The organism is Kribbella sp. NPDC049174 (genome assembly GCF_043197365.1).
Lineage (GTDB): Bacteria > Actinomycetota > Actinomycetes > Propionibacteriales > Kribbellaceae > Kribbella.
The window spans coordinates 1,947,716-1,960,479 of sequence record NZ_JBICSZ010000001.1 but is presented as its reverse complement, the minus strand read 5'-3'; the positions used below and the strand labels follow the sequence as shown (position 1 = coordinate 1,960,479).

Below are 12,764 nucleotides of genomic sequence, written 5' to 3'. Positions count from 1 at the left end.
TTGCGTTGTGGTTGTTCGGACCGACTGGCATCGTGCCAGGGCATGGTGGAGACCGAGCTGCAACGAGCGTTGACCCTGGACCGCTATCCGCGGTCGTCGGCGTACGACCAGCAGTGGGTCGTCGACAATCTGATGGGACCTCATCCACTGTGGCAGGTCGAGGCCCTGATGCAGGTGATGTCGCTGGAGCCCGGCACGCGGGTGCTGGACCTTGGCTGCGGTACGGCGCTGTCCTCGATCTTCCTGGCCCGTGAGTACGACGTGGAGGTCTTCGCCGCCGATCTCTGGGTGAAGCCGACCGAGAACTGGGAACGCATCAAGGCGGCGGGACTGGAAGGCCGTGTGCATCCGATCCATGTGGATGCCCGCGACCTCCCGTTCGCCGCCGGCTTCTTCGATGCCGTCGTGAGCATCGGCTCGTACCACTACTTCGGGACCGACGCCCGCTATATGGCCGACCTGTCCGAGGTCGTCAAGCCGGGTGGTTCGATCGGCATCGTCGGGCCCGGTCTGCAACTGGAACCGGGTGCGCCGCTTCCGCCGTACCTCGCCGAGCGATGGGTGCCCGACTTCGCCACCTTCTTCAGCCCGACGTGGTGGCGCCGCCACTGGGAGCGGACCGGCCTGGTCACCGTGCAGGTCGCTGACATGATTCCGACCGGCTGGGAGGACTGGCTGCGCTGGCTCGAGGCGTGCAACCTGGTCGGGCGCGGCTCCGCGCCGGACGAGGCGATGCTGCGGGCCGACGGCGGGAAGCTACTCGGTCAAACCCGGGTCGTGGCCCAGGTCAGATGAGAGTCGGCTGGGCGTTGCCGGCTTCGGTGATGCCTCGGCGCATGTCCACGCGAGACAGCAGGATGAGGCCGATGACGAAGAACAGGCCGAGGGCAACGATCGCCGGCCGGTAGGAGCCGGTGATCTGGTGGACCAGGCCGAAGACGAGCGTGCCGAGCCAGGACGTGCCGCGCTCGCCGGCCTGGTAGAGCGAGAAGTACTCGGCCTCCCGGCCCTCCGGGATCAGCTGGCTGAAGGCTGACCGGGACAACGCCTGGGTGCCACCGAGGACGACACCGATCGCCACGCCCATCGCGAGGAACGGCACGATCTGCCGCGCCGGCAGCATGAAGCCGGCGATCACGATCAGCATCCAGAACACCAGCCCGCCCATGATGGTCCGCTTGGTGCCGAACCGCTTCGCGAACCGCCCGAACGCCAGCGCCCCGAAGAACGCGACGAACTGCACCAGCAGGATGGTCGCGATCAGCACCTGGGTCTCGAACCCGAGCTGTTTCTCGCCGTACGTCGACGAGACCGAGATGACGGTCTGGATCCCGTCGTTGAAGAACAGGTACGCGATCAGGAACAGCAGCGTCATCCGGTAGGTCCGCATGTGCTTCAGCGTCGCGGCCAGCTGACCGAAGCTCTGCCGGACCAGGCTGCCGCTGCGGACGGGTACGACGTGCACCGGCGGCCGGTTGCGCAGCTTCACGAACGGGATGAACGTGAACAGGCCCCACCAGAGCCCGGCCGACAGCAGACTCAGGCGGACCGCCGTACCTTGGCTGAGACCGAGCGCGTCGTGGGCGGTGACCACGCCCAGGTTGATCGTGAGCAGAATGAATCCGCCGAGATAACCGAACGCCCAGGCGCGGGACGAGACGTCGTCGCGGTCGTCGGGCCCGGTGATGTCGATCAGGATCGAGTCGTAGACCACCAGCGACGAGCCGAGGCACAGGTTGCCGATGAACAGCAGCAACGCGCCGAGCTCCCAGCGGCCGCCGCCGACGAACACCATGCAGCAGGCGGCGAGCGCACCCGCCCAGGCGAACCCGCACATCAGCAGCTTCTTGCGCTCCAGCCGGTCCGCGATCGCGCCGACCACGGGCAGGAACAGCGCCGAGATCAGGGTCGCGACGGTGACGACGTAGAAGGCGAGCGAACCGGGGGAGATGCCCAGGCCGAGGACGTCGAGATTCGTGTGGCAGGGCTTGTCCGTCGTACCGACGTAGCCGCAGGCGGCGGTCTCGGCGACCGAGGTCAGGTACGGCGCGAACAGCACCGTCCCGACGGTGGTGACGTACCCGGAGTTGGCCCAGTCGTAAAGGCTGAAACCCCAGTACTCACGCTTGTCGACCGCCGCCGGGGCGGAGAGAAGTCCCATGCGCGGAAGTGTGTCAGGTCGGAGGTACGAAGCGGCGTACCCGCGGATAACACTTCAGTGCCACTGGCCGCGTTCGATCAGGACGTCGCGGAGCAGGTCGGTGCGGTCGGTGATGAGGCCGTCGATGCCGGCGTCCAGCATCCGGTGCATGGTGGCCGGGTCGTCGACGGTCCAGACGTGCACCTGCTTGCCTCGGGCACGGGCTCGCTTGATCAGGCCGGGGGTCAGGACGCGCAGCGGGCCGTAGCGCTCGGGGATCTGCAGGCAGGCGCCGCCGGACGGGAGCGGGAACGGCAGGAACCGGATCAGCGCGGCCTCCCAGTCGCCGTACCCGGTGCAGAGCCTCGGGCCTAGTTCGCGGCGGATGCGACGTACCCGCGACTGCGAGAACGACGAAACGCAGACCCGGTCGACGGCGTTGGCGGCGCGCAGGACGTCGGCGGCCGGGGTCAGCCCGTTCTCGGCCTTGATGTCGAGGTTGAACTTGGTCTGCGGGAAGTGCTCGAGCAGCTCGTCCAGGCGGGGGATCGGTTCGTGGCCGTTGATCTTGGCCTGGCTGACCTCGGACCAGGGCAGTTCGGCGACCACGCCGGTCCGGTCGGTGACCCGGTCCAGCCGGCTGTCGTGGAAGGCGATGACGACACCGTCGCTGGTCGCGTGCAGGTCGGTCTCGAGGTACCGGTAGCCGATGTCGACCGCGTGCTCGAAGGCGCGCAGGGAGTTCTCGTAGCCGATGTTGTCCGGGTGCAGCGCGCCGCCACGATGGGCCATCGCGATCGGCCCGTCATGGACGAGGTAGGGGTACACGACGGAAAGTATGTACCGTTTGGGTCGTGACGGTACTCAGCCCCCGCCCCGACCTGTGGACCCTCGACCCCGATGTCCTGCACCTCAATCATGGTTCGTACGGCGCTGTGCCGCGGCGGACCCAGGACCTGATGGCCGCCCTGCGCGCCGAAACCGACGCGAACCCGATGCTGTGGTTCCGCTCGGTCGCCGCCCGGCTCACCGCGAGCCGCCTCGAGCTCGCGTCGTACCTCCAGACCGATCAGGAGGGCTTCGCCCTGGTGCCGAACGCCAGCGCCGGGGTCACCGCCGCGCTGGCGACGCTGCCGATCCCCGCCGGCAGCCGGATCGTGCTGACGAACCACGCGTACGGCGCGGTGCGGTACGCCGCCGAGCGGTTCGCCCGGGCCAACCAGGCCGAGGTGGTCGTGGTCGACGTACCGCTGGAAGCCGACGACGAGACCGTGGTGTCACTGATCGCGACCGCTCTGGACGATGCCGCCGTACTCGTCGTGGACCAGATCAGCTCGGCGACGGCGATGGTGTTCCCGATCGCGGCCCTGGTCGACGCGTGCCGGGAGCGGGGTGTCGCGATCGTGGTCGACGGCGCTCACGCGCCCGGCCTGATCGACGCGCCGGCGGCCGACGGAGCCGACTTCTGGACCGGGAACTTCCACAAGTGGCCGGCCTCGCCGCGGGCGACGGCCGGTCTCGTGGTGGCGGAGAAGTGGCGGACGGCGACGCTGCCGCTGATCGTGTCGTGGTCGGAGTACGACGAGCGGCTGCCGGAGCGGTTCGACATGCAGGGGACGTACGACTACGTGCCCTGGATCGCTGCGCCCGAGTCGCTCCGCGTGCTGGAAGACCTCGGGTGGCCGGTACGCCGGTCGCAGCTGAGCGACCTGGTCGACGAGGGAGCCCGGGTGATCGCGAAGGCGCTCGGGACCGGCATCGCCGAAGTGGTGCACCCGGCGGCAACGATGCGACTGGTGGAGCTGCCGAGGTCCGTCGATCTGACCGACGCCGAGACCTTCAAGATGAGGGTGTCCCGCGAGCTGAAGGCGGAGGTCACTCTCACCGGCTTCGACGAGCGGATCTTCATCCGCCTGTCGGCCCACGCTTACAACAGCCTGGCCGACTACGAATCACTGGCGGAGCGGTTGCCGGCGCTGCTCTGAAGCTGACTGAACGACCGCTCGGCATCACGCCGGACAGCTCGGTCGACCACGAGGCGGTCGAGGCGTACTACGCCGGCGTCTGAGCGGATTGTCGGCGGCGGCGTCTAGGGTCCTCGACCATGATCGAGACCTCGTACAACACCGCCGCCGCCGACTACCACGCCATCCTCAAGGACTACACGCGGGACAACCCGTACGACCGGGCCGTGCTCGGTCTGTTCGCGGAGCGGGTGGCCGACGGGCCGGTCGGCGACCTCGGCTGCGGTACCGGCCGCATCACGACGTACCTGGACTCGCTGGGGCTGGACGCCTTCGGCATCGATCTATCGCCGGGGATGGTCGAGGTCGCCCGGAAGGAGTATCCGGAACTGCGCTTCGAGGTCGGCTCCCTGTTCGACCTCGACCTGAAGGACGGCGAGTTGGCCGGAGCCCTCGCGTGGTACTCACTCGTCCACACCCCACGCGAGGACCTGCCGGCCGTCTTCGCCGAGCTCCATCGGGTCGTGCGACCCGGCGGCTACCTACTGCACGCCTTCAAGGTGGGCACCGGCGGCTATCACGTCGACCACGCCTACGGCCATGACCTCGACCTGGACGTCTACTGCTACGAACCGGCCGACATCACCACGCTCCTGACCGAGGCCGGCTTCACCGAGGTGGCCACGTTCACCCACGCGCCCCTCGAATTGGAGAAGCAGCCGCAGGCCTACCTCCTCGTCCGGGTCACCCCTTGACCGCTCCGGATGTCATACCGGCGACGATCTGGCGGTTGAAGAACAGGAACATGATCAGCGGCGGGATCGTGATCAGCAGGATGTCCATGAACAACAGGTTGTACTGCGTGCTGAACTGGCCGGAGAAGTTGTAGAGGGTCAGCTGGACGGTCGCGTTCTTGTCGCCGGGCAGGAAGTACAGCGGGTTCACGAAGTCGTTGAACACGTTGACCGACTGCACCACGACGACGGTGATGATGACGGACCTCAGCAGCGGGAAGATGACCCGGAAGAACAACCGCAACGGCCCGGCCCCGTCGATGATCGCGGCCTCGTCGAGTTCGCGCGGAATGGTCGCGACGAAGGCCCGGAACAGCAGGATGCAGAACGACAGCCCGAACGCGATCTCGATCAGGATCAGCCCCGGCATGGTCCGGAACAGCCCGAGCTTCTGCAGCACCCAGATCGTCGGCACCACGGCCGGCGGGATGATCAGGCCGGACAGCACCAGGAAGTTGATGAACGGGTTCCACCGGCTCCGGCGCCGCTGCAGCACGAACCCGGCCATCGCCGCCAGCACCACCATACCGGCCACACTGGCCACGGTCAGGATCGTGCTGTTGATGAAGGCGATCACCAGCATGTAGTCGCGGGCCTTGACCACGTCGACGAAGTTCTGCACGAACCGGAACTGGTGCGGCCAGGAGAAGTCGAGGTCCGCGGCCTGCTGCCGGTCCTTCATCGCGGTCAGCACGATGAACACGAACGGGATGACGAAGACCACGATCGAGGACACGATCGCGACCGCGCTGAGCAGGTAGCTGCGGCCCGGTCTGTGGTTGACGAGCTCGGCGGTGCTCACAGGTCCACCTCCTTCCGGTTCAGGAACCAGTTCAGTGGCAGCACGATCGCGGTGACCACCAGGAACAGGATCACGTTGCCGGCCGTCGACAGGCCGTAGAACCCGGCCTGGTACTGCTTGTAAATCACCGACGAGATCACGTCCGAGGTGAACCCCGGTCCACCCCGCGTCATCGCCCAGATCAGCTCGAACGACCGCAGCCCACCGATCAGCGACAAGATGATGACGGTGACGGTGGCCGGTTTGCACAGCGGCAGCACGATCCGGCGGAAGGACTCGAACGATCCGGCGCCGTCCACCCGGGCGGCCTCCATGTACTCGCGCGGGATCGACACGATCCCCGCGATGTAGATCAGGGTCGCCAGCCCGACGCCCTTCCAGACGTCCACGGCGGCGATCGACAGCAGGGCCCACTTCGGGTCGGTCAGCCACCCGGGTCCCTGGATGCCGATCACGCCGAGGGCGCCGTTGATGATGCCGCGCTCGGGGTTCATCATCACCTGGAACATCAGGCCGACGCCGATGGTGCTGACCAGCACCGGGAAGAAGACGACCGAACGGAGATACCCGCGGCCGACGATCCGCGACGTCAGCAGTACCGCGAGCAGCAGCCCGAGCACCACCTTCGCCGCCGACGTCAGCGCCCCGAAGATCAGTGTGTTGGTGAAGCCTTGGACCAGGGCGGGTTCCTGGAAGAACATCACGAAGTTGTCCAGCCCGATGAACTTCGAGTCGAACAGCGTCCACCGGGTCAGGCTGTAGTAGAACGACGCGAACGTCGGGACGAGGAACAGCACGCTGTAGAGCACCGCGGTCGGCAGGTAGAACCAGAACGAGTACGGCGAGTACACCTTCCCCCCGGCCGCGGCTGCGGCCGGGGTTGCGTCACTGCTGGACTTGGGACGGGCCGAGGTGATGGTCATGGGGCCTCCCGTCCTGGACTGAGGAGCGCAGGGAGCGAAGCGACTGGAGTGACGAGGGAAGGGCGGGAGTCAGGGCCCCATGACCCGCCGCGCCGGAGGCGTGGCATCGAGATGGTCACAGGACCTCACCAACCCGCCAGTCCGAGTTGCTGTGCCTGCTTCTTCACATCCTCGTCGTACCGCGCCGCGCCGTCCTTGGCCTTGCGGATCCCGGACCCGACCTCGACGGTGATCTGCTCCAGCGAGGGGCCCTTCACCGGTGAGACGAACTCCAGCGCCAGGCTGGACCCGCCCTCCTTGTCGAGGTACGGCTGCATGTCCTTGATGGACTGCGGTACGTCGGACCCCAGTTCGCAGCCCTTGACGGCGTACGGCCCGGTGGGCACGCCCGCGACGGTCAGGGACTTGCAGCCGTCGGGGCTGGCCACGAAGGCGAGGAACTTCTTCGCCGCCTCGAGTTTGTCCCCGGTCGTGGTGGTCGGGATGTAGATGCCACCCGGCGTCCAGACGGTCAGGCCGTTCTTGCTCGCGTCGTCACCAGGCAGCGCGAACAGACCGACGTCCTTGGCCGCGTTGGGGTTGACCGCGATCATGTCGTTGACCACGCCGGACAGGATCGGGTAGTGCGCACCCTTGCCGGTGGCAAGCATCTTCAGGCCGTCCGGCAGCTTCGCCGAGGCGAAGTCCTTGTTCTCGTAGCCGAGGTCGTGGACCTGCTGGGTGTGCTCGAAACCCTTCAGGGCGGCGGGCGAGGTCGCGTACTTCGCCTGGTTCTTGGTGTACTTGTCGGCGAAGTCCGGCTCGGCGGCGGCCACGTTGTGGAAGTCGCCGAGGACGAACAGCTGCGAGGTCCAGGTCTCGCCGTACGTCTGGATCACCGGCGCGACCCCGCCCCCGGCCGCCTTGATCTTGGCGTTGTTCGCCATGAACTCCGCCCAGGTCTTCGGCACCTGTAGCCCGAGCTTGGTGTAGACCGGGATGTTGTAGAGGACCGCACCGCCCATGAACCCGCCGGACGGCACGCCGTAGACCTTGTCGCCGGACGTCACCGTCTTGGTGAAGTTCTCGTCCAGGTCGCCGATGTAGGGCTGGTCGCTGATCGAGACCAGGTTCTTGTCCGGCGCGATCGCCTGGAACAGCGACCCGGTGTTGTAGGCGAAGACGTCGGTCATGTCGCCGGTGGACAACCGGGTCTTGACGATGTTGTCGCCCTCGCTACCGGCCGGCCGGGTCTCCAGGTTGACGGTGATGCCGGGGTTCTTGGCGGTGAAGTCCTTGGTGAGCTGCTGGGCGTCCTTGAGATCCTGCTCCTGATTGCCGATCAGGTAGGTGATCTCGACCGAGCTGCCACCACCCGCGTCCTCACTGGAACCGAGACTGCCCGCGCTGCACGCGGTCAGGGCGAGCGAGCAGACCGTGAGGACGGCCAGTCCTCTCGTACCTGGGCGGAACGTCATCATGACCTCCAAGGGGTGTTTCTTCAGGGCATCTGCATCGGGGCGGGGTCGGGGCTAGTGGTCAGTTGTTGTCGAGGACGGCGTCGAGCCTGGCCTGCAGGGCTTCCGCGCTGGGCGTGAAACCGCGTGGGCTGATCGCTTCGACCAGTTGACTCGCCGGCTGGTCGAGGTACCGCTCGAGCCGGCCCGCGAGCTCGGCGTCGTCGGCGACGATGTCGTTCTCCTTGGCCGCGGCAACGATCGTGCCCCAGCTGGCTTCGTGGTCCATCAGTTGCCGGATACTCGGATCCGCGGCCAAGGCCGGCGTCTCGGCGGCCGGGTCCTCGGCGGTCCACTCGTGGGTCCCGTGACTGACCTCGACCGGTGCACTTTCACCCGGTACGTCGACCTGCGCCCGCGAACCCACCGGCACGGTCACACTGAGCCGGACCTGTCCGTCGGACCGCGTCCAGGAGACCGCGGCTTCGCCGTACGGGGTGAGGTGCTTGGCCGACGCGCTGGTGAGGTGCGACGTGTAGAGCGGGCGTACGACGATCGTGCGGTAGCCGGGATCGCCCGCGGCCAGACCGGCGACGCGACGGTGCATCCAGTCCGCGACCGCGCCGAGGGCGTAGTGGTTGAAGGACGTCATCTGACCCGGGTTGATACTGCCGTCGGGCAGCATGCTGTCCCAGCGTTCCCAGACTGTCGTCGCACCCATCGTCACTGCGTACAGCCAAGAGGGGCAGCCTGTCTCTAGCAGGAGCCGGTAAGCCAGGTCAGGATGTCCGGTATCGGCCAGCGCGTCCGCCATCAGCGGCGTACCGACGAATCCGGTGCTGATCCGGAAGCCCGCCGTCCGGACCAGGTCGGCGAGGCGTTCGCCGGCGCGCTTGCGCTGAGTCTCGGTCGGCAGCAGAGCCCACTGCAGGGCGAGGGCGTAGTTCGTTGCCGCGTCACTCAATACGCGTCCGCCCTCGGTGGTGTACTCGGCCGCGAACGCCTGCCGGACCCGTGCGGCCAGGTCGGCGTACTCGCGGGCCAGGTCGGCGTCGCCGACGACCTCTGCGGCCTTGGCGACGACCTCGGCCGAGCGGGCCAGGTGCGCGGTGGCGAGGACGTCCGGGTCGGCCTTCGCACGGAACGGGTTGTCCGGCGGCGCGGTCGGGTCGAGCCAGTCGCCGAACTGGAACCCGCCGGACCACAGCAGGTCACCACCGGACAGCTCGACCATCCGGTCCACCCACGCGCGCATGCTCGGCAGCTGCCGGGCGAGCAGAGCGGCGTCACCGGTGCGCTCGTAGATCACCCACGGCACGATCGTTGCCGCGTCACCCCATGCGGCCGTGGCCGGCCCGGCGTGCTTGAGCACATCCGGTACGACGAACGGCACCGACCCGTCCTTCTGTTGCTCGGCCGCCAGGTCGGCCAGCCAGTTGGTGAGGAACCCGGCGGTGTCGAACAGGAAGCTCGCGGTGGGGGAGAAGACCTGGATGTCACCGGTCCAGCCGAGCCGCTCGTCGCGCTGCGGGCAGTCGGTCGGTACGTCGACGAAGTTGCCGCGCATACCCCAGACGACGTTCTCGTGGAAGCGGTTGAGCAGCTCGTGCGACGACTCGAACCAGCCGGTCCGGCGCAGGTCCGACCCGACCACGACGGCTTCGAGATCCCCGAGCTGGAGATCGCTGACGCCGGTGACCTCGGCGTACCGGAAGCCGTGGAAGGTGAGCGGTGAGTCGAGGGTGACCTCGTCGGGTCCGGCGAGCACGTAGGAGTCGGTCGCCTCGGCGGTGCGCAGCGGGCGAACGCCGAGCTCGCCGTTCTCGAGCACCTCGGCGTGACGCAGCACGACCTCGTCACCCTCGGCGCCGCCGCGGACCTTCAGCCGGACCCGGCCGACGAGGTTCTGGCCGAAGTCGACCAGCGTCTTGCCGGACGGCGACGTGCTGATCTCGACCGCGGGGACGACGTCGGTGATACGCACCGGCGGTCCGTCGGGCGCGACGAGCAGGCCCAGGTCCGCGTCGAGTACGTCGACCGGCACGGCCTCGCCGGGTGTCCGTCGCAGGTCGGTGCGCTGGCCGTCGTACAGGTCGTCGGCGGTGATCGCGCTCTCGCGTGAGGTCCACGTGTCATCGCTGGCGAAGGTGTGGACCTGGCCGTCGGCGGTGGTGACTTCGAGCTGGGCGAGGACGGCGATGCGGTCGCCGTACAGGGAGTTCTTGCCGTGGAAGCCGAGCCGGCCGCGGTACCAGCCGTTGCCGACCAGGAACTCGAGCCGGTTCTCGCCGGACCGGACCTGCCCGGTCACGTCGTACGTCTGGTAGCGAAGCCGCTGCTGGTACGCCGTCCAGCCCGGTGCGAGCTCGTCGTCGCCGACTCGCTCGCCGTTGAGCTCCGGCAGGTAGATGCCGTGCGCGGTGGTGTAGAGGCGGGCCGTCACGATGTCCGCGGGCAGTTCCGCGACACCGGCGACCAGGGGAGCGGGGGAGCCGTAGGCGTTGTCGCGCGGGCTGACGAAGCGCGCGGTCCAGTCGTCGGCGCTGAGCAGGCCGGCTTCGACGATCGCGGGCTCACTCCACTCGCTCCAGTCCTCGTTGCCGCGGACGCGGACGCGGACGGAGGCCGATTCGCGCGACGTCAACGGGGCGCCCGGCCAGGGAACGAGGATCTGATCGGGGGACTGGACCGTGAACACCTGAGCCGCGGCGGTGTTGGCTACCTTCCCCGCCCCACCACCCCAGTCGCTGATCTCGACCTCGTACGCCGCCTGCGTGTACCCGGCGTCAGCGGTCGGGATCTGCCACGACAACCGGGGCGTCGCGGTGCCGATACCCAGTACGGGCCCGGCGTCGGTGCGGTGTTCGAAGCGGACAGTGGTGGGTGCGGCAAGGTTCGGCATGAGTCTCCAACCTGCGAGTGAAACGATTCATTGGCTGCTGTGGCGAAGGGCCTCGGTGTGTTTCGGATTGATGGCGGGGACGTTTCGCCTGTCCCCCGATCCTGAAGCCGTCAGTCGTCAGGGGCTAGCCCGAAGTGCACTCGTGGTAGCACAAAATGCACATTGGCCCGTATCGTGAGGCATGGCCGACGAGCCCGTGACCCACAAGGGGACGCTGCTGCACTTCGTCGAAGGGACGCTGGTGCACGCGGGTCCGCACCTGCACGAGAACAGCCATCCGCTGCACACGCACAGCTTCTTCGAGATCGCCCTCATCACCGGCGGCGAGGGCGTTCACCACAGTCTGGCCGGCCGGCAGCAACTCGAGATCGGCGACATGATCCTGCTCCGCCCCGGCGTCTGGCATCAGTACGACGAATGCCGCGGTCTGCAGGTCTACAACTGCTGTTTCTCGGCCGACCTGGTGCAGCGCGAACTGGCCTGGACGCGCGAGGATCCCTTACTGGGTTACCTGTTGTGGACTGGACCTTTCTCGGCGCAGCGCCGCGGAATGCTCACCGCCCACCTGGATCAGGCCACGATGAAGGAAGGTCTCGAGCACCTCGACGAGCTCAGGCGACTGCGCAACCAGTCGTTGAGCCGGCATCGCGGCGACGTCGTCGGCTGGCTGTCGCTGTACCTGAGTTGCCTGGCGCGGACGGTCGCCGAGCAGGGCGAACGCGGTGAGCAGACACATCCCGCCGTCCTGGACGCGATGCGGATGATGGAGGCGGACCCGGCGCGGCAGTGGATGCTGAACGATCTGTCGCACGCGCTCCATCTGGCGCCGGGGTACCTGGTCCGGCTGTTCAAGTCGGCGACCGGGTTGCCGCCGATGGCATACCTGTCCCGTCATCGGGTCGAGCTCGCGGCCGACCAGTTGCTGCATACCGACCTGCCGATCAGCCGGATCGGCGAGTCGGTGGGGTGGCCGGATCAGAATTACTTCGCCCGGCGGTTCAAGTCGCACTACGGGCTGAGTGCGTCGGCGTATCGGCAACGTTTCAACGTTCGGAAACACAGCCTCACCGGGCGCTGATCAGGGCCTCGAGACCGTCGAGGATGCGGTCGAGGCCGAACTCCAGGCCCTGGTTCTGGCTGCCCGCGGCGGTCTGCATCGCGGCGGCCAGGCTGGGGAAGCGGTCGGCCTCGGTGGTGAGGATCTCGGCCAGGGCCTGGTTGATGTGGTCCTCGGTGAGACCGGTGGTGATGGTCTGCTGGGCGAGATTCCGGACGTGGCTGGTGAGCACCAGGATGGAGTCGAGTTGTTCACCGCCGTTCAGGCCGGTGTCGCGCAGCTTCTCGATCCCGCGCTCCATCCAGGCCAGTTCGTTGGGACCGAGGAGGCGGCGGCCGATGGTGGACTGCAGTAGCCACGGGTGCTTGGTGAAGGCCGCGTAGAGGTCGAGGGCCCAGGTCTTCAGCGCCTCGCGCCACGGCAGGTCGTCGTGCTCGGGTGGTACGCCGACTGCCAGGTCGCTCATCACGGCGATTAGTTCGGACTTGCCCGGGACGTAGCGGTAGAGCGCCATCTTGGTGACCGGCAGGTCGTCGGCGACCCGCTGCATCGAGACCGCGTCCAGACCTTCGGCATCGGCGATCCGGATCGCGGCCTCCGCGATACCGGCCAGTGTCACGGCCGGCTTCGGGCCGCGGCCCGGCTGCTGCGGCCGGCCCCAGAGCAGTTCTGTCATGTCGTCCCTTCCCCATGAGCTTGAACTGTGTCTACCATACACATTACTGTGTCCGGCGGACACAATTAAC

Annotated in this window: 11 protein-coding genes; 4 read left to right on the top strand and 7 right to left on the bottom strand. The window is 67.6% G+C overall.

What is annotated here, in order from left to right; all coding sequences use genetic code 11:
• The first annotated feature begins 42 nt into the window (after positions 1 to 42).
• A complete protein-coding gene (locus ACGFIF_RS09310) occupies positions 43 to 795 on the top strand; it encodes an SAM-dependent methyltransferase (protein ID WP_393153178.1) in 753 nt (250 codons plus the stop codon).
• Here the strand turns inward: ACGFIF_RS09310 and ACGFIF_RS09305 are convergent.
• Both ACGFIF_RS09305 and ACGFIF_RS09300 read right to left on the bottom strand, forming a co-directional pair.
• A complete protein-coding gene (locus ACGFIF_RS09305) occupies positions 788 to 2,161 on the bottom strand; it encodes an MFS transporter (protein ID WP_393153176.1) in 1,374 nt (457 codons plus the stop codon). The two genes, ACGFIF_RS09310 and ACGFIF_RS09305, sit on opposite strands and share 8 nt — an antisense overlap.
• Before the next feature lie 54 nt (positions 2,162 to 2,215).
• A complete protein-coding gene (locus ACGFIF_RS09300) occupies positions 2,216 to 2,968 on the bottom strand; it encodes a glycerophosphodiester phosphodiesterase (RefSeq protein ID WP_393153174.1) in 753 nt (250 codons plus the stop codon).
• Positions 2,969 to 2,994: 26 nt separating this feature from the next.
• Between ACGFIF_RS09300 and ACGFIF_RS09295 the strand changes: the two genes are divergently transcribed.
• Both ACGFIF_RS09295 and ACGFIF_RS09290 read left to right on the top strand, forming a co-directional pair.
• Positions 2,995 to 4,125, top strand: a complete 1,131-nt coding sequence (locus tag ACGFIF_RS09295) for an aminotransferase class V-fold PLP-dependent enzyme (RefSeq protein ID WP_393153172.1) — start codon at positions 2,995 to 2,997, stop codon at positions 4,123 to 4,125.
• 119 nt (positions 4,126 to 4,244) lie between these two features.
• On the top strand, positions 4,245 to 4,859 hold the full coding sequence (locus ACGFIF_RS09290; protein WP_393153170.1) for a class I SAM-dependent methyltransferase: 615 nt from the start codon (positions 4,245 to 4,247) through the stop codon (positions 4,857 to 4,859).
• On the opposite strand, the gene ACGFIF_RS09285 is transcribed toward ACGFIF_RS09290, so the two are convergent.
• The 4 genes from ACGFIF_RS09285 to ACGFIF_RS09270 form a co-directional block, all read right to left on the bottom strand.
• On the bottom strand, positions 4,849 to 5,700 hold the full coding sequence (locus ACGFIF_RS09285; RefSeq protein WP_393153168.1) for a carbohydrate ABC transporter permease: 852 nt from the start codon (positions 5,698 to 5,700) through the stop codon (positions 4,849 to 4,851). The two genes, ACGFIF_RS09290 and ACGFIF_RS09285, sit on opposite strands and share 11 nt — an antisense overlap.
• Positions 5,697 to 6,623, bottom strand: coding sequence for a carbohydrate ABC transporter permease (locus tag ACGFIF_RS09280; RefSeq protein ID WP_393153166.1), 927 nt, complete (start codon positions 6,621 to 6,623; stop codon positions 5,697 to 5,699). The genes ACGFIF_RS09285 and ACGFIF_RS09280 overlap by 4 nt, the downstream gene beginning before the upstream one ends.
• Before the next feature lie 125 nt (positions 6,624 to 6,748).
• Positions 6,749 to 8,080: an ABC transporter substrate-binding protein gene (locus ACGFIF_RS09275; protein ID WP_393153164.1), complete on the bottom strand. Its 1,332-nt coding sequence runs from the start codon at positions 8,078 to 8,080 to the stop codon at positions 6,749 to 6,751.
• Between the two features lie 61 nt (positions 8,081 to 8,141).
• Entirely contained in the window at positions 8,142 to 10,961 is a 2,820-nt protein-coding gene (locus tag ACGFIF_RS09270) for a family 78 glycoside hydrolase catalytic domain (RefSeq protein WP_393153162.1), read from the bottom strand.
• Positions 10,962 to 11,142: 181 nt separating this feature from the next.
• On the opposite strand from ACGFIF_RS09270, the gene ACGFIF_RS09265 reads away from it, so the two are divergent.
• A complete protein-coding gene (locus tag ACGFIF_RS09265) occupies positions 11,143 to 12,039 on the top strand; it encodes a helix-turn-helix domain-containing protein (protein ID WP_393153160.1) in 897 nt (298 codons plus the stop codon).
• Here ACGFIF_RS09265 and ACGFIF_RS09260 read toward each other — a convergent pair.
• Positions 12,026 to 12,694: a TetR/AcrR family transcriptional regulator gene (locus ACGFIF_RS09260; protein ID WP_393153158.1), complete on the bottom strand. Its 669-nt coding sequence runs from the start codon at positions 12,692 to 12,694 to the stop codon at positions 12,026 to 12,028. The genes ACGFIF_RS09265 and ACGFIF_RS09260 overlap by 14 nt on opposite strands.
• Between the last annotated feature and the right edge of the window lie 70 nt (positions 12,695 to 12,764).

Bases quoted from the DNA above. Each gene is read 5' to 3' on its own strand.
- ACGFIF_RS09260 (WP_393153158.1), bottom strand. From the start codon at position 12,694: ATGACAGAACTGCTCTGGGGCCGGCCGCAGCAGCCGGGCCGCGGCCCG.
- ACGFIF_RS09265 (WP_393153160.1), top strand. From the start codon at position 11,143: ATGGCCGACGAGCCCGTGACCCACAAGGGGACGCTGCTGCACTTCGTC.
- ACGFIF_RS09270 (WP_393153162.1), bottom strand. From the start codon at position 10,961: ATGCCGAACCTTGCCGCACCCACCACTGTCCGCTTCGAACACCGCACC.
- ACGFIF_RS09290 (WP_393153170.1), top strand. From the start codon at position 4,245: ATGATCGAGACCTCGTACAACACCGCCGCCGCCGACTACCACGCCATC.
- ACGFIF_RS09280 (WP_393153166.1), bottom strand. From the start codon at position 6,623: ATGACCATCACCTCGGCCCGTCCCAAGTCCAGCAGTGACGCAACCCCG.
- ACGFIF_RS09275 (WP_393153164.1), bottom strand. From the start codon at position 8,080: ATGACGTTCCGCCCAGGTACGAGAGGACTGGCCGTCCTCACGGTCTGC.
- ACGFIF_RS09310 (WP_393153178.1), top strand. From the start codon at position 43: ATGGTGGAGACCGAGCTGCAACGAGCGTTGACCCTGGACCGCTATCCG.
- ACGFIF_RS09305 (WP_393153176.1), bottom strand. From the start codon at position 2,161: ATGGGACTTCTCTCCGCCCCGGCGGCGGTCGACAAGCGTGAGTACTGG.